We start from the raw sequence: 20,442 nt of genomic DNA on the forward strand, positions 1-20,442 counted from the left end.
CGGCGGACTGCGGTACTACTTCGGCGGGGGGCGTTCGCCGGAGCCGCGGGGGACGAGGTGGGTGGGCATGCGGACGTGGACCGGTGCGCCGGCAGGGTCGTCGAGGCGGGCGAGCACGCGGCGGGCGACCATGCGGCCGAGCTCGACGGTGTCGTAGGCGACGACGCTGAAGCCGATCGCGTCGGCCAGGTCGAAGTCGTCGAAGCCGACGTAGGCGAGATCGTCGCGCATCGGCCCGAGCGCCCGGACGAGCGCGGCGCTGGCCTTGTTGTTGCCGGTGACGATCGCCGTCGGAGGCTCGGCCATGTCCATGAGGCCGAGGATCGACGCCTCGGTGCCCTGCCCGGGCGGGTCGTCGAGGCGCTCCCAGGCGCTCGTGTCCTCGACCCCCGCCTCGCGCAGCGCCTCGCGGTAGCCGGCGAGCCGCTCAACGTGCGTGTACAGGTGTGCCGGGTCGCACACGAACGCGATGCGGCGGTGCCCCAGTCGGGTCAGGGCGCGGACCGCCTCGGCCGTCCCCTCACGGTCGTCGAGCAGGACGGAGTCGGCGAGGAGGTTGCGCGCCGGCCGGTCGACCGTCACCACCGGGGTGCCGAGGCCACGCTCGCGCTCGAGGTAGGACTGGTCGTCCGCGATGGGGACGAGCGCGAGCGCACGCACGCGCTGAGCGAGGAACGTCCCGACGACGCGATGCTCCTCCGCGGGGTCGTCCTCCGTCGCGCCGAGGACCATGGTCAGGCCGCTGCGCGAGAGCTCGCGCTCCATGCCCGCGGCGACCTTGACGTAGAACGGGTTGGTCAGGTCGCCGAGGACGAAGCCGACGGCAGTCGAGACCCCGCCGTGCCGCAGGCTGCGCGCGAGGAGGTTGGGCCGGAAGTGCAGGCGCTCCGCGGCGTCCTCGATGCGGCGCCGCGTGTCGGGCGAGACGTTCGTGCTCCCGTCGTAGACCCTGGACACGGTCTTGGCGCTGACCCCGGCGAGCCGGGCGACGTCCGCCAGGGTGGCGCGCTGCGGCGGCTTGTGCACAAGCGCGACCCTAGCAGCGACGCCGATCGCGCCGGGCCCGCGCGAGGCGAGTTGACAGGTGAAGCGCTTCAGTGCACGGTGTGCTCCGGTGGGTGCGCGCGGTCGCTGGACGTGCCCGTCGACGGCACGGCACAACGGGGAGAGGTGGGGAGAGGTCATGGCGCGCATCACGATCGCCGACATCGCACGCCGCGCGGGCGTCTCGACGGGCGCGGTCTCCTACGCGCTCAACGACCGGCCCGGCGTGTCCGCCGCGACCCGTGAGCGCATCCTGGGCGTCGCCGCCGAGCTGGGCTGGGCGCCGAGCTCGGCCGCACGCTCGCTCTCGGGCGCGCGGACCGAGACCGTCGGCCTCGTGCTCGCCCGCGACCCGAGCACCCTCGGCTTCGAGTCGTTCTACATGCAGTTCATCGCGGGGATCGAGTCCGAGCTCGCGACGCGCTCGTACGGCCTGCTGCTCCAGGTCGTCCCGGATCTCGACGCGGAGATGCGGGCCTACCGCAAGTGGCGAGCCGCGCGGCGGGTCGACGGCGTCGTCACGGTCGACCTCCGCCTCGACGACCCGCGCGTCGCATGGCTCTCGGAACCCGACGCCATCCCCGCCGTCGTGGTCGGCGACCCGGCCCTCGCCGGGGGAGTGACCAACGTCTGGACCGACGACGCGGCCGCCATGCGAGAGTCCGTGCGGTATCTCGCGACCGCCGGGCACCGACGGATCGCCCGTGTCTCGGGCGTCCAGAGCTTCGGCCACACCCACATCCGTGACGACGCGTTCCGCGAGGAGATCCGTCGTCTCGCCGTGCACGGGGAGATCGCCCGGACCGACTACACCGCCGACCAGGGGGCGACGGCGACCCGCGGTCTGCTGACCGGGATCGAGCGACCGTCCGCCGTGATCTACGACAACGACGTCATGGCGCTGGCGGGTCTCGGCGTCGCCCGCGAGCTCGGCGTGCGCGTCCCGGAGGAGCTCTCCGTCATCGCGTGGGACGACTCCCCGCTGTGCGAGGCGACCTTTCCCCGGCTGTCTGCCCTGAGCCACGACGTCACCCGGTTCGGTGCGCACGTCGCGCGCCGGCTCTTCGACCGTATCGACGGGACCGTGGGTGGCAGCTTCCTGGACTCCACGCCCACGCTGCGGCCGCGTGGTACCACGGCGCGGCACGCCGGCGCCTGACGTCCGGACACCGGCCCGCGAGCCGGTCGGCCCAGCGCGGTCACCCGGCGGCCCGTGCGAGACCTGGCGATGCGACCTGGCCGCTCGATCTGACACCGTGGCCTGTCGCTGCAGCCCGGCACCGCAGCCGGTGCGTGCCGCCCCAGTCGTCGAGACCGAACCGTGATCAGCGATCGTTGACTTACACGAACTGAAGCGCTTAATCTCTGCCTATCGGCAATGGAGCAACGCTCGCGACGAGGTGATGCTGCCTCGAGGCTTAAGCGCTGCAGAGCGGAGCTCCGTGCACGCGCTCGGTCAGCGATCACGCACCCGGGCACGAGTCAACGACGACGAGAGCGAGAGATCGAGATGGCGAAGAGGCACATCCTGAGCGTGACGAGCGTGACGAGCGTGGCCGCTGCCACGGCGCTCCTGCTGGGGGCCTGCTCCGGCGGGTCGGACGACGGAGCGGGCGACGGCGACGAGCCGTCGGGGAGCATCACCGTGCTCACGAACCGCACGGACATCGTGGACACGGTCCTGCAGGACTACGTGGCCGAGTTCCAGCAGACCTACCCGGACGTCGACGTCGAGTTCGAGGCGATCACCGACTACGAGGGCGACATGACCGTCCGGCTGAACTCGGGCGACTACGGCGACGTCCTGCTCGTCCCCAACACCGTGGACGCGGACCAGCTCTCGACCTTCTTCGAGCCTCTCGGCACCGTGGACGAGCTCGGGGAGAAGTACCGGTTCATCCACGAGAAGTCGTACGACGGCCAGGTGTACGGTCTCGCGACCTTCGGTACCGCCCTCGGCTACGTGCTGAACAAGCCGGTCTGGGAGAAGGCCGGCGTCACCGAGCCCCCGACCACGCCCCAGGACTTCGTCGCGGCGCTCGAGGCGATCAAGGACACCTCGCCCGACGCCACCCCCTACTACACGAACTACGCCGACGGCTGGCCGTTGACCCAGTGGCAGTCCAACCAGGGCTCGATCGACGGCCCCGAGGCCGTCAACATGCGCACCGAGCAGGACGCACCGTGGACGGAGGGCGAGGAGCAGTACGCGATCGACTCGCTGCTGTTCGACGTCGTCGCCGCAGGGGTCAGCGAGAAGGACCCCACCACGACCAACTGGGAAGAGTCCAAGAACCTCATCGGCAGCGGCCAGGTCGGTTCCATGGTGCTCGGCTCGTGGGCCGTGACCCAGATGCAGGACGCCGCCGAGGCGGCGGGTGCGGCGCGCGAGGACATCGGCTTCTGGCCGATGCCGTGGCAGACCGACGGCGCCTTCCACAGCACGGTCAGCGGCGACTACAAGATCGCGGTCTCGAAGAACTCGGAGAACAAGGAGGCCGCGGAGGCGTGGCTGTACTGGTTCCTCGACGAGTCCGGCTTCGCCGCGAGCCAGGGCGGCATCGCGCCGCAGGTCGACGGCCAGACGCCCGAGACGCTCGCAGACTTCGAGACCTATGGCGTCGAGGAGGTCGAGATCGCCCCGGCACCGGAGGGCGAGGAGAGCCTGCTCTCGGACATCTACAACGCTGCAGAGATCGACCTCAACGGTGACCAGTTCCGCCGCGAGTACGTCGACATCGCCCGCGGAGCCGCGGACGGCAGCAAGGAGTCGTACTTCGCCGACCTCAACGCGCGCTGGGCAGAGGCCCGGGCCGAGGTCGTCGGCTGACGCGACGCGCCCGGCCCGCCCCACGGCGGGCCGGGCGTCCGTCAGCACCGACCCACGACAGACGAAGGAGGCGACTGCGATGGCCGCGGTCACCGGACCTGCCGGCGCGCTCCGCACGAAGCCGCCGACCCCCCCGCGAGGGCGACGAGGACACCGGACGGACGCGCTCGGCTCGAGCGGCCGGCGCATCACGCCGTGGCTGTTCCTGCTCGCTCCGGTCGGGCTGCTGCTGGTCTTCACCTACGTGCCGGTCGCGAACATGGTGTGGTACAGCTTCACGTCCTGGGACGGGCTGGACCCCGTCAAGGAGCCGGTCGGCTGGCAGAACTACGTCGAGATCTTCACGAGGCCGGAGATCTTCCGTGTCTTCCTCGTCAGCCTCTACTACCTCGCCGGCGCGATGCTCCAGCTCGTGCTCGCGCTGTACTTCGCGACCGTGCTCAGCTTCAACACGCGGTTCCGGACCTGGTTCAAGGGGATCATCTTCTTCCCGTACCTGATCAACGGCGTGGCCATCGGGCTGGTCTTCCTGTACTTCTTCCGCCCCGGCGGAACCCTCGACGCGCTGCTCGCGACGCTCGGGGTGGCCGAGCCGCCGCTGTGGCTCGGCGACCCGTCGATCGTGAACGTCTCGCTCGCCGCGACGAGCGTCTGGCGGTACATGGGGCTCAACTTCGTGCTGTTCCTCGGGGCGATCCAGTCCATCCCCAGCGAGCTGTACGAGGCGGCGGACCTCGACGGGGCGAACGCGTGGCAGAAGTTCCGGTTCATCATCGCGCCGGGCATCAAGCGCATCACCGGGCTGTCCGTCGTCCTCGCGGTCGCCGGCGCGCTCTCGGCGTTCGAGATCCCGTTCGTCATGACCGGGGGAGCGAACGGGTCGGAGACCTTCGTCATCCAGACCATCAACACGGCCTTCACGTTCTCCAAGGTGGGCCTCGCGTCCGCGATGGCGCTCGTGCTGCTCGTGATCGTCCTGATCATCTCGTGGGTCCAGCGACGCCTGTTCCCCGACGACGGAGGTGAGCTCGTATGAGCACGACGCCGACCCGCACCGGCGTGACCCCGACCGAGGCGTCGGCAGCGCGACCGGTGCCCAGCACGGACGGCGCCTCCTCCGCCGCGGCGGACCGTGGACCCGCGCCACGCGTCACCGGGACCGACCGGGTCCGGATGTCCGCCGCCGCGCTCACCCGAGGTGCGGGCCCGCTCCTCGGCCCGCTCGGCAAGGCGCTCAAGTACGCGTCCCTCGTCGCGGCCTGCGTGGTCGCGATCCTCCCCCTCGTCACCGTGTTCCTCGCGTCGTTCAAGACGCAGGACGAGTTCCGCGAGACGGGGCCCCTCGACGCGCCCGAGAGCTGGACCAACCTCGACAACTTCGTCACCGCGTTCACCAGGGGCGGGATGCTGCAAGGCTTCCTCAACACGACCATCATCCTCGTCGTGGCGCTCGCGGGGACGATCCTCATCGGCACGATGACCGCCTACGCGATCGATCGGTTCGACTTCCGCGGACGCGGCCTCGTCGTCGGCGCCTTCCTGCTGGCGACGCTCGTCCCTGCCGTCACGACCCAGGTCGCGACCTTCCAGATCGTCAGCGGTCTCGGTCTGTTCAACACGCGATGGGCCGCGATCGTCCTGTTCATGGGGACCGACATCATCTCCATCTACATCTTCCTGCAGTTCATGCGGTCGATCCCGCGGTCCCTCGACGAGGCGGCGATGCTCGACGGCGCGAACCGCCTCACGATCTACGCCCGGATCGTCTTCCCGCTGCTCAGGCCGGCGATCGCCACGGTCGTGATCATCAAGGGCATCGCCATCTACAACGAGTTCTACCTGCCGTGGCTCTACATGCCGAGCCGCGACCTCGGCGTCATCTCGACGTCGCTGTTCCGCTTCAAGGGCCCGTTCGGGGCCCAGTGGGAGGTGATCTCGGCCGGGGCGGTGCTCGTCATCATCCCGACGCTGGTCGCGTTCCTGCTGCTGCAGCGCTACATCTACAACGGACTAGTCTCAGGAGCCACCAAGTGACCAGCACGACGACGTCGACCTCTCCGTCCGCACCGGGTGTCGCAGGCGCGGCGACCGCGACCGTCGCGGCGGCGATCCTCCGGCGCGAGCTCCACGACGGCTGGACGGCGTGCGCCCTGCGCGGTCCCGTCGGGCACGGGTGCGACGGCGTCGCAGTCCCGGCCGGCGTCCCGGGATCGATCCACACCGACCTCCTCGCGGCCGGCCTGATCCCGGACCCCTACCTCGACGACAACGAGAACCTCGTCGCGTGGATCGGCCGGTGCGACTGGGAGTACCGGACCAGGTTCTCCTGGTCGTCGCGGGACGCGCCCGGGCTGGACCGTCACGACCTGGTGTTCGACGGGCTCGACACCGTGGCCACCGTCCTGCTCAACGACGTCGAGGTCGCCCGTACCCGCAACCAGCACCGCACCTATCGGTTCTCGGTGGCGGACCTCCTGGTCGAGGGCGACAACGAGCTCGTCGTGCGGTTCGCCTCTCCCGTCCGCCACGCGGACCGCGAGTCGCTCGCGCTCGGTTACCGACCCCAGGTCAACAAGCACCCGTTCAACGCGATGCGCAAGTCCGCGTGCAGCTTCGGGTGGGACTGGGGGATCGACGCTCCCTCCGTCGGGATCTGGCGCGCCGTGCGCCTCGAGTCGTGGACCGGTGCACGCCTCGCGTCGGTGCGGCCGCTCGCGAGCGTCTCGCTGCCCGCTCACCCCGGCCCTGACGGCGAGGCAGGTCCTGGGCCCACCCGCGCGCCGGGTCGGCTCGACGTCCACGTGGACGTCGAGCGGGCAGCGGGCGCCGACGGCGCGCTCGCCGTCGAGGTGGTCCTGCGGTCACCGCTCGGCGACGGATCACGTCCGGTCGAGCACCGCGCCGAGGTCGGGCTCGCCGCGGGGTCGAGCTCCGCCGTCGTGCACGTGGACGTGCCGGACGCTTCGCTGTGGTGGCCGCGCGGCTACGGGGACCAGCCGCTCTACGACGTCCGGGTGTCGGTGGGCCCGGCGCAGCCGGTCGACGGCGTGGCCGGGACCGGGCCGGCGGCGTGGACCGACGAGTGGACCGGGCGGACGGGGTTCCGTGAGGCGCGGCTCGACATGTCGCCCGACGAGCACGGGACGTCGTTCACCGTCGTCGTCAACGGGCGCCCGGTGTGGGTCAAGGGCGCCAACTGGATCCCGGACGACGTGTTCGTGCACCGCGTCACGCGGGCGCGCTACGCGGCGCGTCTCGACCAGGCGGAACAGGCCGGTATGAACCTCCTGCGCGTGTGGGGCGGGGGCATCTACGAGGCGGACGACTTCTTCGAGCTGTGCGACGAGCGGGGGATCCTCACCTGGCAGGACTTCGCGTTCGCGTGCGCGGCGTACTCCGAGGACGAGCCGCTGCGCTCCGAGATCGAGGCCGAGGCCCGCGACAACGTGACACGGCTCGTGGCGCACCCGAGCCTCGTGCTGTGGAACGGCAGCAACGAGAACATCTGGGGCTTCGACGAGTGGGGCTGGCAGCTCCGCCTCGAGGGCAAGTCCTGGGGGCTCGGCTACTACACCGAGCTGCTGCCCGCGGTCGTGGAGGAGCTGGACGGGACGCGCCCCTACACGCCGTCGAGCCCGTGGTCGGGGAGCCTCGACATCCCCGCGAACGATCGGGACCACGGCTCGATGCACTCGTGGGAGCTGTGGAACCGGCAGGACTGGTCGCGGTATCGCGACGACGTCCCGCGCTTCATGGCGGAGTTCGGGTGGCAGGGCCCCCCGACGTGGTCGACGCTCACGCGGTCGGTCCGGGACGAGCCGTTGACCCCGGAGTCGCCCGGCATGCTCGTGCACCAGAAGGCCGCGGAGGGGAACGACAAGCTCACCGACGGTCTGGTGCGCCACGTACCGCTGCCCGACGACATGGGCGACTGGCACTGGGCCATGTCCTGGAACCAGGCGGTCGCCGTCCGGACCGCCGTCGAGCACCTGCGGTCGTGGGCTCCCCGGAGCATGGGATCCGTCGTCTGGCAGCTCAACGACTGCTGGCCCGTGACGTCCTGGTCCGCCGTCGACGGCGACGGGCGGCCGAAACCGCTCCTCCACGCGCTCGCTCACGCGCACGCCGACCGCCTCGTCACGGTCCAGCCACGGTCCGCGGACGGCGGGCCACCCCAGGGCGCACCCGCGGACCGCCTCGTCGTCGTCGTCGGGAACGACACGGACGAGCGGTGGACCGGGGACGTCGAGGTGCGCCGTCTCTCGTTCGACGGGACCGGGCTCGCCGCGACGACCCTCCCGGTCGGTGTCGCCGCGCGAGGCAGCGCGACGCTCGAGATCCCCTCCGACGTCGCGGCGGCCGACGACCTCGCCGGCGAGCTGCTCGTCGTGTCCCTCGACGGGGTGCGCGCCCTCTGGTTCTTCGCCGAGCCGCGGGACTCGGAGCTCGCGGCGCCGCGCCTCGTGACCGAGGCGTCGCGAGAGGCCGGGGGGTGGGCCGTGCGCGTCACCGCCGAGAACCTCGTGCGCGACGTCACCATGCTCGTCGACAAGGTGCACCCCGACCTGCGGGTCGACGACATGCTCGTCACGCTGCTGCCGGGAGAGGCGGTCACGTTCCACGTGACCGGTCCGGCGACGGCGCTCGCGGAGGCCGACGCATCGGCGCTCGTCGGCCCCCGCGTGCTGCGGTCGACCAACCAGCTCGTCACGGGCCGGGCGAGGCGCCGGGAGCGGTGACCCTCCTGCTCGCGGTCGGCCGTCAGCCGTCGGCCGCGAGCAGTCGGTCGACGGCGTCGAGGGGGATGGGCTCCCAGTCGGGCCGGTTGCGCGACTCGTAGACGACCTCGTAGAGCGCCTTGTCGAGCGTGAGGGCGCGCACGAGCGTCGCCGACGTCTCGTGGTCGGTCCCCGCGGAGTCGGCGCGCTCGTAGGCGTCGAGGAACGCCGCGCGCGCGTGCAGCGCCCACGCGGGGTCGTGCGCCTGCCCCACGGCGGCCGCGTAGTCGAACGAGCGCACGATCCCGGCGACGTCGCGCAGCGCCAGGTCGGGCCGGGTGCGCTCGGCGACAGGTCGCAGCGGTTCGCCCTCGAAGTCGAGCACCTTCCACCCGAACCGGCGCGCGTGCAGCACCTGACCGAGGTGGAGGTCGCCGTGCACCGCCTGGAGCCGGGGCAGCGCGTCGGGCACGTCCGCGACCTCGGCGAGGCGGGACCCGGTACGGTCCCAGAAGGCTCCGATCGCGTCGGCGCGACGTGCGAGGGCACGCGACGACGCCACCGCCTCGTCGGAGCGTCGTCGCAGGTCGGCCACGAGCCACGTCGCGTCGACCGGGGCACCCACGCCGAACGCACGGCGCAGCGCCGCGTGCAGGTCGGCGAGGACGCGGCCCAGCTCGGCGCCGAGGTCGGTGAAGGGCTCGCCCTGACCGGCGTAGGCGCACGCGAGGTCGAACCCGTCGCGCGCACCCTCGACGAACTCGGCCAGGATCGCCAGGTGCGCGGTGCGGGGCGCCTCGTCGGCCTGCGCGGCGCGGCCCGTCGCGGACCCCGGGAGGGCCACGTCGTCGGGCTCCCACCCGACCTCGAGCCACGCGAGCGGCCGCGGCACGCCGCCCCAGCCCTCGGCGGCGAGACCGCGCGGGATCGTGACGTCGGGGTTGGGGCCGATCGCGATCGCGCGGAGCACCTTGAGCATGGTCCCCCCGGCGGTCGCCGGCAGGAGGATCGAGCTGTTGGACTGCTCCAGGGACAGGGCACGCCCACCGGTGAGATCGAGGTCCGGCGCGTTCCGGGACGTCTTCGAACCGTCCTCGCCCGTGCGGTCGGGCACGAGCCCGTCCTCCCACTGCGCCACCGTGAGGAGCGCCGCCCAGCACGCGGGGTGCGCGGCGCCGTCGTGCACGACCCACGTCTGCCCGTCCTCCTCGAGCTCCCCGAGCGGGACGGCGGGCCGGTGCTCGGCCGCCGGGACGGCCGGGGCGGCGACGAGGACGAGGGGTACCTGCACGACGAGGTCGACGCCGTCCCCGACGAGCCGGACCAGGTGCAGCGTGACCCGCACGTCGGTCCAGGCGTCATCGGGCAGCCCCACGTCCTGCGGCGCCGGCACGTCGAGCGCGTAGGACAGCCACGGCTCGTGCCTCACCTCGACGCCCTTGACGGGGTACCAGCGGCGCGCGGGCAGCCACGCGTCGAGCAGCCTCATGAGACCGCGCGATGGCGGTGCCGTCCGTCGGATCGCAAGGTCGCGTGTCATCGACCCCATGCCATCACGTCCGGCAGCGGTTTGCCGTGTGGGACGCCGTGGCTATCGTCGATCCATGGTTGACGACGCGGCGAGCGACCCGGCCGACCGGCTGCTCGGCTGGCTGCTCGACTCGGACCCGACGCTGCGGTGGCAGGTCGAGCGTGACCTCCAGCACGCGCCACCCGCGGTCTGGGAGGCGACGCGGGCGCGCATCGCGACCGAGGGCTTCGGAGCGCGGCTCCTCGCGCTCCAGGACCCGGACGGGCAGTGGGCCGGCGGGGCGTTCTTCCCCGCGGGCTTCGACTTCGACGGTCCGGAGGCCGCCGCGGGCGCCGGGCAGCCGTGGACCGCGACGACCTGGGTGCTCAATTCCCTGCGCGAGTGGGGCATGGACCCGGGCGTGCTGCGCGAGGGGCGCACCGCCGAGCTCATCGACCGCAACAGCCGGTGGGAGTACGACGACCTCCCGTACTGGGGCGGCGAGGTCGACTGCTGCATCAACGCGTTCACGCTCGCGAACGGTGCGTGGCTCGGCGCGGACGTCAACGGCCTCGTCGGCTGGTTCGCCGAGCACCGGCTGCCGGACGGCGGGTGGAACTGCGAGTGGGTCGAGGGTTCCACCCGCTCGTCGTTCCACTCGACGCTCAACGTGGTCAAGGGGCTGCTGGCGTACGAGGAGATCACGGGAGCGGGCGCCGGTGAGCTGCAGCGGCTGCGGGAGCTGCGACACAGCGGCGAGGAGTACCTGCTGCGGCGCGGGCTCCTGCGCCGGCTCTCCACGGGGGAGCAGGTCGCGCCCTGGGCGACCCGGTTCGCCTACCCCTTCCGGTGGACCTTCAGCGTGCTTAACGCGACGGACCACCTGCGCCGCGCCGGCGCGCGCGACGGCACGCCACCGGACCCTCGTGCCGGCGAGGCGGTCGAGGTGGTCCGCGCGGCGCGGCAGCCCGACGGCACCTGGGTCCAGGAGCGTCGCCACCCCGGCCGGGTCTGGTTCGAGGTGGACGTCCCCACCGGGGAGCCTTCGCCGTGGCTGACCTTCTACGCGCTGCGCGTGCTCGCGTGGTGGGACGCGTCGTCCACGACGAGCCAGTAGAAGTCGCGCGAGCCGCACGTGACCGCGACCTCGCCGGCGGTCGACACCGACGGGAACGGCGCGCCGCCGAACATGTCGTTCAGGTGCGAACCCGCGTACCCCGGGACCGTGATCGTGGCCGAGCGCGCGGTCGCGGACAGGTTGGCCACGCACAGGATCGTCTCGTCCGCGGTGCGGCGCAGGTAGGCGAGGATCGAGTCGTTGTCGCAGTCGAGGGCGACGAAGTCCCCGGTGCCGAACGCCGGGTGCCCACGGCGGACCTTGAGCATGCCGTGCACCCAGTGCAGGAGGGACGTCGGCTGCTCGAGCTGCGACTCGACGTTGACGTGCCCGTAGTTGTGCACGAGCGACTGGATGAGCGGCAGGTAGAGCTTGCCGGGGTCGGCGGTCGAGAAGCCCGCGTTGCGGTCGGGCGTCCACTGCATGGGGGTGCGCACCGCGTCGCGGTCGGGCAGCCAGATGTTGTCGCCCATCCCGATCTCGTCGCCGTAGTACAGGCACGGGCTCCCTGGCAGGGACAGCAGGAGCGCGTGGGCGAGCTCGACCTCCTTGCGCGAGTTGTCGAGCAGGGTCGCGAGCCGACGCCGGATCCCCACGTTCGCCCGCATGCGCGGGTCGTGGGCGTACCACCCGTACATCGACGCGCGCTCCTCGGTGGAGACCATCTCGAGCGTGAGCTCGTCGTGGTTGCGCAGGAACGTGCTCCACTGGGCGCCCGCGGGGATGTCGGGCGTGTCGGCGAGGATCTCGCGGATCTGGTTGGCGCGCTGGTCACGGATCGCGTAGTAGATGCGCGGCATCACGGGGAAGTGGAAGCACATGTGGCACTCCGGCTCCTCCGCGGTGCCGAAGTAGTCCACGACGTCGCGCGGCCACTGGTTCGCCTCCGCGAGCAGGATCCGGCCCGGGAACTCGTCGTCGACCATCCGCCGGACGCTGCGCAGGAAGTCGTGCGTGCGCGGCAGGTTCTCGCAGTTCGTGCCCTCCTCCTCGAAGAGGTACGGCACGGCGTCGAGCCGGAACCCGTCGACACCCATCCGCAGCCAGAACCGTGCGACGTCGAGCATCGTCTCGGCGACGCGCGGGTTCTCGAAGTTGAGGTCCGGCTGGTGGGAGAAGAACCGGTGCCAGAAGTACTGGCGCCGCACCGGGTCGAAGGTCCAGTTCGACGTCTCGGTGTCGACGAAGATGATGCGCGCGTCCTCGTACCGCGTGTTGTCGTCGCTCCACACGTAGAAGTCGCCGTAGGGGCCCTCGGGGTCCGCGCGCGACGCCTGGAACCACGGGTGCTGGTCCGACGTGTGGTTCATGACGAGGTCGACGACGACCCGGATGCCGCGCGCGTGCGCCTCGGCGACGAGCTCGCCGAAGTCCGCCGTCGTGCCGTACTGCGAGGCGATCGCGGTGAAGTCCGCGACGTCGTACCCGCCGTCCCGCAGCGGTGACGGGAAGAACGGGGGCAGCCACAACGCGTCGATGCCGAGCCACTGCAGGTAGTCGAGGCGGTCGATGAGCCCGCGCAGGTCGCCCGTGCCGGTGCCGTCCGAGTCGGAGAACGCGCGCACGAGCACCTCGTAGAACACCGCGGTGCGGTACCAGTCCGGGTCGTCGGACAGCCCGGGACGCGAGTCGGCCGGGGGGACGGGCTGGCGGCGCGGGGGAAGGGCCGCGACCGGCACGGGGGCGGTCGGGGGATGCCCGTGCGCGGGTCCCGGGGCGGGACGGGGCGTGCTCATGGCGCCTCCTTCTCGTGCACGACGTGGACGACGTGCGCGACCTGGCCCCACGGCTCGAGCCGCACGTAGACGTTCGAGCCCCAGCCGTAGCTCGTGCCGGACAGCTCGTCGTGCGCGACGAACGTCGGCGCCCACGGGTCGTCGTCCGGCTGCGGGGCGGGGAGCCCCAGCGCCACGAGGTCGAGCTCGACGTTCGACTCCTGCGCCGAGTGCGGGTCGAGGTTCACGACGACGACGACCGTGTCCGCCAGCCCGGTCGGGGAGTGCTCGGCCGGCAGGTGGCGCGAGAACGCGAGCACCTGGTCGTTCGTCGTGGGGTGCACGGTGAGGTTGCGCAGCTGACGCAGCGCAGGGTGGTCGCGGCGGATCTCGTTGAGCCGGGTGAGCAGCGTCGAGATCCCGATCTCCTCGGCGGCCGCCCAGTCGCGCGGCTTGTACTCGTACTTCTCGTTGTCGATCTGCTCCTCCACGCCGGGCCGTGGCACGTTCTCCACGAGCTCGTACCCCGAGTAGATGCCCCACGTCGGGGAGCCGAGGGCGGCGAGCACCGCCCGGATCGCGAACCCCGCCACCCCGCCGTGCTGCAGGTAGGGCGGCAGGATGTCGTGCGTCGTCGGCCAGAAGCTCGGCCGCATGTACGCGCCGCCGGGTCCGGAGACCTCCTCCAGGTACTCCGCGAGCTCCTCGCGCGTGTTGCGCCAGGTGAAGTACGTGTACGACTGGTGGAACCCGATACGCGCCAGCGTGTGCATCATCGCGGGCTTGGTGAACGCCTCCGACAGGAAGACCACCTCGGGGTTCGTCCGCCGCACCTCGGCGAGCAGCCACTCCCAGAACTCGAGCGGCTTGGTGTGCGGGTTGTCCACGCGGAACGCGGTCACGCCCCGCGCGATCCACACGCGCACGACCCGCAGGACCTCGGCATAGATGCCCTGCGGGTCGTCGTCGAAGTTCAGCGGGTAGATGTCCTGGTACTTCTTCGGCGGGTTCTCCGCGTACGCGATCGACCCGTCGACGCGCGTCGTGAACCACTCGGGGTGCTCGGCGACCCAGGGGTGGTCGGGCGAGCACTGCAGAGCGAGGTCGAGCGCGACCTCGAGCCCGTTGCGCCGGGCCTCCTTGACGAACGCCTTGAACGTGCGCTCGCTGCCCAGCTCCGGGTGGAACGCGTCGTGACCACCGTCCGTCGAGCCGATCGCGTACGGGCTGCCCGGGTCGCCGGGGAGCGCGGTGAGCGAGTTGTTGCGGCCCTTGCGGTGGGTCGTCCCGATCGGGTGGACGGGCGTGAGGTAGACGACGTCGAAGCCCATCGCCGCGATCGCCGGCAGGCGACGGGCCGCGCTCGTGAACGTGCCCGAGCGCCACCGCCCGTCCTTGAGCTGCCGCGCACCCTCGGACCGCGGGAACATCGCGTACCACGAGCCCGCGAGCGCGAGCGTGCGCTCGACCCGCAGCGGGTAGGTGGCCGACGCGCTGACGTGCTCGCGCAGCGGAGCGCGGTCCAGGGCGTCGCGCACCTCGGGGGACGTCGCCGCGGCGAGGCGGACCAGTGCCGGGCGACCCGGGTCGGCGAGGGCCGTCGCGGCGTCGGCGAGGGTCCGGGCGTCGTCGGGCCGGCGGGCCGGCACCGACGCGTCGCCGAGGACGCGCTCGAAGAGCCGGACGCCCTCGGCCAGCATGAGGTCGACGTCGACGCCCGCCTCGACCTTGATCGTCGCGTCGTGCGCCCACGTGGCGTACGGGTCGCCCCACGCCTCGACGCGCAGCGACCACTCGCCCTCGACGTCGGGGTGGAGCGCCGCGCGGAACCGGTCGAGGCCGGGGGCGACGTCGACCATCGGCGCCGTGTGCTCCGTGCCGTCCGGGGCGACGAGGACCGCGGTCGCGGCGACCGCGTCGTGGCCCTCGCGGAAGACCGTCGCCTCGACCGGGACCATCTCCCCGACGACGGCCTTGGCCGGCCACCGGCCGCCCTCGACGACCGGGGACACGTCCAGCACCGGGATGCGTCCGATCGGCGCGGGCGGTGCGGGTGCGGGTGCGGGTACGACGGGGACGGGGCGCACGGGGTCCGGGACGGAGGAGGACAGCGGCGCTCGGGCCGCTCGGGTCGACGTCACCCCCACAACGTATCCAGGGAGAGGGGTGCGTGGCACGCGGGACGCCCTGCTCCTCAACATTCATCAGAGCGTTACAGGCCCGGAACACGACCTGTCGCCCGACGTCGGCCGAGGTGCGTACGCTCGTCCCCGTGAGAGCGATCCGACGGTTCACCGTCCGCACCCTGCTTCCTGCCGAGCTGCGCGACCTCGACGAGCTGGCCCACAACCTGCGCTGGTCGTGGCACGCCCCCTCGCGCGAGATCTTCGCCGGTATCGACCCCGACCTGTGGGCCGAGGTCCACGGGGACCCCGTCGCGCTGCTCGGCGCGCTGGGCCCCGAGCGCCTCGGCGTGCTCGCCGCCGACGGCGCGTTCGTCGAGCGCGTGCGCGTGGCCGTGACGGACCTGCACCACTACCTGCAGGACGACCTGTGGTACCAGCGCCGGGCGTCGTCGGGCGTCGGCACCGCCGACGCGCTGCCGAGCGCGATCGCGTACTTCTCGCCCGAGTTCGGCATCACGTCCGTGCTCCCGCAGTACTCCGGTGGCCTCGGCATCCTGGCCGGGGACCACCTGAAGAGTGCGAGCGACCTGGGCGTGCCGATCGTCGGGGTCGGGCTGCTGTACGGCGCCGGGTACTTCAAGCAGTCCCTCACGCGCGACGGCTGGCAGGTCGAGACGTACCCGCTGCTCGACCCGGACGGGCTGCCCCTCACCCTGCTGCGCGACGACGACGGCACCCCCGCCCGCGTCTCGCTCGACCTGCCCGGCGGGCGCGTCCTGCACGCGCACGTGTGGGCCGCGGCCGTCGGCCGCGTGCCGCTGCTGCTCCTGGACACCGACGTGCCGGGGAACGACGAGGCCGCCCGGAAGGTGACCGACCGGCTCTACGGGGGCGGCGGTGAGCACCGCCTGCAGCAGGAGCTGCTGCTCGGCGTCGGCGGTGTGCGCGCGCTGCGGCTGTGGTCGCGGGTGACGGGGGCGCCCGTGCCCGAGGTCTACCACATGAACGAGGGCCACGCGGGCTTCCTCGGGGTCGAGCGCATCCGTGAGCTCGTGACGCAGGGACTGACCTTCGACGAGGCGCTCGAGGCCGTGCGCGCCGCGACCGTCTTCACCACGCACACGCCCGTGCCCGCCGGGATCGACCGGTTCGGTCGCGACCTGATCGGACAGTACTTCGGCGGCGACATGGCGGTGGACGGGCTCCCCGTCGACCGGATCCTGGCGATGGGCGCCGAGGACTACGACGGCGGCGACCCCACCGTGTTCAACATGGCCGTCATGGGCCTGCGGCTCGGCGGACGCGCCAACGGGGTCTCGCTCCTGCACGGCCAGGTGTCGCGCGGCATGTTCGAGGGGCTGTGGCCCGGGTTCGACGCCCGCGAGGTCCCCATCACGTCCGTGACCAACGGCGTGCACTCGCCCACGTGGGTCGACCCGGCGTTCGCCGCGCTCGCGGCCGAGCGGCTCGGGCTCGACGAGCTGACGGCCGACGACGCGTCGTCGGGCTGGCTCCGCACGGGGCGCGAGGGCGCCGGCGACGGCCCCGCGGTGAGCGACGGCGAGCTGTGGGCGATCCGGCGCGAGATGCGCGGCCGGCTCGTCGACGAGGCCCGACGCCGCGTCCACCGGTCCTGGCGCGAGCGCGGGGCGAGCCCGGCCGAGACCGGCTGGATCGACGACATCCTCTCGCCCGACGTCCTGACCATCGGGTTCGCGCGTCGGGTCCCCACCTACAAGCGGCTCACCCTCATGCTGCGCGACCCGGACCGGCTCAAGGCGCTCCTGCTGCACCCCGAGCGGCCCGTGCAGCTCGTGGTCGCCGGCAAGTCGCACCCGGCGGACGACCAGGGCAAGCGCCTCATCCAGCAGCTCGTGCGGTTCACGGACGACCCGGAGGTGCGCCACCGGATCGTGTTCCTGCCCAACTACGACATCGCGATGGCGCAGGCGCTGTACCCGGGCTGCGACGTGTGGCTCAACAACCCGCTGCGCCCCCTGGAGGCGTCGGGGACCTCGGGCATGAAGTCCGCGCTCAACGGCGGGCTCAACCTGTCCATCCTGGACGGGTGGTGGGACGAGTGGTTCGACGGCGAGAACGGCTGGGCCATCCCGACCGCGGACGGGGTCGAGGACCCGGACCGCCGCGACGACCTCGAGGCGGCCGCGCTGTACGACCTCGTCGAGCAGGAGGTCGCGCCGCGCTTCTACGGCCGTGACGCCGACGGTGCCCCCGGTCGCTGGCTCGAGATGGTCCGGCACACGCTCGCGACGCTCGGGCCCAAGGTGCAGGCGACGCGGATGGTCGGCGAGTACGTCACGCGCCTCTACGCCCCCGCCGCCGTCGCGGGCCGTGCGCTCGCGGGCGACGGGCTGGAGCCGGCGCGCGAGCTCGCGCACTGGAAGCGGTCGGTGCGCGACGGGTGGGACCGGGTGCGGGTCGACCACGTCGACTCGAGCGGTGTGGGGGAGGTTCCCCAGGTCGGGGACCTGCTCACCGTCCGCGCGTACGTCTCGCTCGGTGAGCTGCAGCCCGGCGACGTCGAGGTGCAGGTGGTGCACGGCCACGTCACCGAGGAGGACGTCATCGACGCGTACACGACGCGCCCCCTGGCGCTCGCCGAGACGTTCGAGGCGGGTCGCTACGCGTTCGCGGGCGAGGTCGCGCTCGAGGCGTCGGGCCCGTTCGGCTACACGGTCCGCATCGTGCCGCGACACGCCGGCCTGCCGAGCCCCGCGGAGCTGGGCCTGGTCGCCAACGCCTGACACCTCTCGCCGAGGTAGTACCGCTGCGGGTCGAGGTAGTACCGCGGTGCGCCGAGGTAGTACGCCGGTCCGGTGCCGGCGTACTACCTCGCGCGCCGTCGTGCCCGACGGCGCGTGCTTGGCCCGACGACGCGAGTGCGGCGCCGTGGCGGGAGCCGGGCTCGACCACAGGCAGGCCGTCGTCCACAAGCGTGCGCAGCGACGTCCTACGCCCTCGTCGGTCGCGCCACCCTGCTGGCATGACGGATACCGACTCTCCCCACGAGCCCCCGACCGACCCACCGGACGGACCCGCGGCCCGTCCGACGTCGGGCCGGACGACCCGTTCGCGGCGGGGCGCGTCCGGTTCCCGGCCGCGCGGGCGCCTCACCGCCGACAACCGCGGTCCGCGTCGGGTCCCGAGCGCGGTCCCGTACGCTCCTGAACGGCGCGGTGAGCTCGCTGAACGTGCGCGCGAAGGCTCGCTGACGAGGGTCCGTCGCGGCGTGTACCTCGAGTCGCAGGACGTCGACGTGCGGGTTCGCGAAGAGCTCCTGCTCGCCGAGGTCCGCGGCGTCGTGGACACGACCACCGCACCGTTCTGGGTGAGCCACGACACCGCCGCGCTGATCTGGGGGTGCTGGACCCGGCACCTGCCGCCGTTCGTCCACGTGACGCAGCTCGTGAACCCGCGCGTCGAGCGCGTACGTCAGCCGGCGCTGCGGCGGCACTGGACCGACCTGCCGGACCGTGACCGCGCCCGTGTCGGCGACGTCCCGGTGACGGGCCTGGAGCGGACCGTCGTCGACTGCGCGCGGTCGTTGCCGCCGGAACGCAGTCTCGTCGTCGTCGACTCCGCGCTGCGCATGGGCGCCGACCGACGGATCATCGACCAGATCCTGCTCGAGTCCGCGGGCAAGCGGGGAGTGGTGCGGGCCCGGCGTGCCCTGGAGCTCGCGGACGCGCGCTCGGAGTCGCCGGGCGAGACGCTGGTCCGGCTCGCCGCGACCTTGGGCGGGATCCCGACCCCCGAGCCGCAGATCGCGGTCCCGACGCCGCTCGGTGCGTACGTCGTCGACCTGGCGTGGCCGGAGCTGCGCATCGCGATCGAGTTCGACGGCGCGGTGAAGTACTCCGGCGGCGGGGACGGCGACCCCGCGCAGGTGCGGTACGACGAGCGCGCCAGAGAGCGCGCGCTGGTCGCGGCGGGATGGACGGTGGTCCGCTTCACCTGGGACGAGCTCGGCGACCCCGTCGCCGTCGGTCAGCGGCTGGCAGAGGTGCGCATCGAGGTGTCGATGCAGCGCCGTCCGCCGAGGTAGCACGCCTGTCCGCCGAGGTAGTACCTCGGTCCACGGTGGCACTACCTCGGCCCACGGCGGTACTACCCCGGCTGGGCGAGGAGGTCGAGGTAGCGGGAGCGGGTCCGGACGACGTCGGCGAGCTGGGCCTGGATCCCGTCGACGAACTCCTCGCGGTAGACGGCGTCCACCTGGACGGAGATGGCGTAGTAGAGACCGGTGAACGTCGCGATCGCCACGGACACGCGCAGCAGCGTCTGCGTGACGACGAGGTCCGCGCCGCCGACGACGCCACCGCCCGCGAGCGAGATGGTGCGCTCCCACGTGCCGCCGTCGACGTCCCACAGCGCCATGACCTCCGGCGTCACGGTGAGCGTCCCGAGCGCCATGAAGAACAGCCCCATCCCGAGGCTCACGACGAGCACCTGGAGCAGCTGGCTCGTCGCGATCATCGCGGCGAGGTTCGCGCGCTGCGGCCGGGTGAAGCGGGTGGCGCGCTCGTGCTCGGGCAGCGCGGTGGCGGTCGCCGCGAGGGCCTCGCGCGCCTCGCCGGGGACGCGCAGCGCCACGAAGACGACGACGAGCAGCGCGAAGAACGCGCCCAGCACGACGTCCGCGACGCCGTGCGTCCGGTCGAAGACCTGCCACACCTCGGCGTTGTAGAACAGCACGAGCGAGAACACGAGCAGCAACGGGAGGAGCCGCACGAGCCGCAGGAGCGACGCGCCCAGCTCGTCGACCACCCGCGCGAGCCCCCACCAGAGCGACGACAGGATCCCGTACCCGACGACCACGCGCACCGCTCCCAGCAGCACGAGGTTCCCGACGACCGTGAGCAGCGCGTCCGCCCACTGCCCCCCGAACACGAGCGGCAGGAGCGCGGGCACGAGGACGAAGAACGCGAGCTCGGGCAGCCCGACGGACTGCGGCAGCGTCGACCACCGCCGGCCGCGGAGCACGTTGAGGCCGGCGTACGCGGCGGCGACGATCCCGGCGCCGCCGAGCAGCGCGAGCACGTTCGCCCACGCGGGCCAGCCGGACCGCACTGCGCCGGTGAGCTCGGCGAGCAGGACGACCAGCAGGAACGGCGCCGAGCGGCCGAACACGTCGCGGTCGAGCGAGTGGCCCTCCACCAGGAGCGGCAGCCCGTTGCGCCGGAACTCACGTTCGCACCCGGCGACGTCGAGCGCGGGGCCCACGGGCACGGTGAGGTCGCGCGCTGGCGGGGACGCGTCGTCGGGCACGGTCATGACCGGTGACCCTACCGGCCGGCCGGGGTACTACCTCGGCCCACTGCGGTACTACCTCGGTCCACTGCGGTACTACCTCGGCTCACC

At 72.5% G+C, this 20,442-nt stretch carries 13 protein-coding genes; 8 read left to right on the forward strand and 5 right to left on the reverse strand.

Going from position 1 to position 20,442, the window contains the following annotated elements; translation table 11 throughout:
* Positions 1-15: 15 nt before the first annotated feature.
* Positions 16-1,026, reverse strand: coding sequence for a LacI family DNA-binding transcriptional regulator (locus tag IF651_RS13790; protein ID WP_338403965.1), 1,011 nt, complete (start codon positions 1,024-1,026; stop codon positions 16-18).
* A 157-nt stretch (positions 1,027-1,183) separates the two neighbouring features.
* On the opposite strand from IF651_RS13790, the gene IF651_RS13795 reads away from it, so the two are divergent.
* The 5 genes from IF651_RS13795 to IF651_RS13815 all read left to right on the forward strand — a co-directional run bounded on the left by IF651_RS13795 (position 1,184) and on the right by IF651_RS13815 (position 8,613).
* Positions 1,184-2,203, forward strand: a complete 1,020-nt coding sequence (locus IF651_RS13795) for a LacI family DNA-binding transcriptional regulator (protein ID WP_191829704.1) — start codon at positions 1,184-1,186, stop codon at positions 2,201-2,203.
* 351 nt (positions 2,204-2,554) lie between these two features.
* On the forward strand, positions 2,555-3,874 hold the full coding sequence (locus tag IF651_RS13800) for an ABC transporter substrate-binding protein (RefSeq protein ID WP_191829705.1): 1,320 nt from the start codon (positions 2,555-2,557) through the stop codon (positions 3,872-3,874).
* Between the two features lie 79 nt (positions 3,875-3,953).
* Positions 3,954-4,910, forward strand: a complete 957-nt coding sequence (locus IF651_RS13805) for a carbohydrate ABC transporter permease (RefSeq protein WP_191829706.1) — start codon at positions 3,954-3,956, stop codon at positions 4,908-4,910.
* A gap of 137 nt (positions 4,911-5,047) precedes the next feature.
* Entirely contained in the window at positions 5,048-5,908 is an 861-nt protein-coding gene (locus tag IF651_RS13810) for a carbohydrate ABC transporter permease (protein WP_191829757.1), read from the forward strand.
* Positions 5,905-8,613, forward strand: a complete 2,709-nt coding sequence (locus tag IF651_RS13815; protein WP_338403966.1) for a glycoside hydrolase family 2 protein — start codon at positions 5,905-5,907, stop codon at positions 8,611-8,613. Before IF651_RS13810 ends, IF651_RS13815 begins: the two co-directional genes overlap by 4 nt.
* A gap of 22 nt (positions 8,614-8,635) precedes the next feature.
* Here IF651_RS13815 and IF651_RS13820 read toward each other — a convergent pair whose 3' ends face one another.
* The gene (locus IF651_RS13820) at positions 8,636-10,081 is read right to left on the reverse strand and encodes an aminoglycoside phosphotransferase (RefSeq protein WP_241744452.1); all 1,446 of its coding nucleotides are present in this window, start codon (positions 10,079-10,081) and stop codon (positions 8,636-8,638) included.
* Between the two features lie 115 nt (positions 10,082-10,196).
* Here IF651_RS13820 and IF651_RS13825 point away from each other — a divergent pair, with 115 nt between their 5' ends.
* Positions 10,197-11,219, forward strand: coding sequence for a squalene cyclase (locus IF651_RS13825; protein ID WP_191829708.1), 1,023 nt, complete (start codon positions 10,197-10,199; stop codon positions 11,217-11,219).
* Here the strand turns inward: IF651_RS13825 and treS are convergent.
* Positions 11,165-12,955, reverse strand: coding sequence for a maltose alpha-D-glucosyltransferase (treS, locus tag IF651_RS13830; RefSeq protein WP_191829709.1), 1,791 nt, complete (start codon positions 12,953-12,955; stop codon positions 11,165-11,167). The two genes, IF651_RS13825 and treS, sit on opposite strands and share 55 nt — an antisense overlap.
* The gene (locus IF651_RS13835; protein WP_191829710.1) at positions 12,952-15,135 is read right to left on the reverse strand and encodes an alpha-1,4-glucan--maltose-1-phosphate maltosyltransferase; all 2,184 of its coding nucleotides are present in this window, start codon (positions 15,133-15,135) and stop codon (positions 12,952-12,954) included. The genes treS and IF651_RS13835 overlap by 4 nt, the downstream gene beginning before the upstream one ends.
* Positions 15,136-15,206: 71 nt before the next feature.
* On the opposite strand from IF651_RS13835, the gene glgP reads away from it, so the two are divergent.
* Both glgP and IF651_RS18270 read left to right on the forward strand, forming a co-directional pair.
* Entirely contained in the window at positions 15,207-17,825 is a 2,619-nt protein-coding gene (gene glgP, locus IF651_RS13840) for an alpha-glucan family phosphorylase (protein WP_191829711.1), read from the forward strand.
* A gap of 485 nt (positions 17,826-18,310) precedes the next feature.
* Positions 18,311-19,126 (forward strand): DUF559 domain-containing protein, encoded by an 816-nt coding sequence (locus IF651_RS18270; protein ID WP_206715340.1) that lies wholly within the window; start codon positions 18,311-18,313, stop codon positions 19,124-19,126.
* A 62-nt stretch (positions 19,127-19,188) separates the two neighbouring features.
* Here IF651_RS18270 and IF651_RS13850 read toward each other — a convergent pair whose 3' ends face one another.
* Positions 19,189-20,355: a hypothetical protein gene (locus tag IF651_RS13850; protein WP_191829713.1), complete on the reverse strand. Its 1,167-nt coding sequence runs from the start codon at positions 20,353-20,355 to the stop codon at positions 19,189-19,191.
* Between the last annotated feature and the right edge of the window lie 87 nt (positions 20,356-20,442).

This window comes from Cellulosimicrobium arenosum, from assembly GCF_014837295.1.
Classification (GTDB): domain Bacteria; phylum Actinomycetota; class Actinomycetes; order Actinomycetales; family Cellulomonadaceae; genus Cellulosimicrobium; species Cellulosimicrobium arenosum.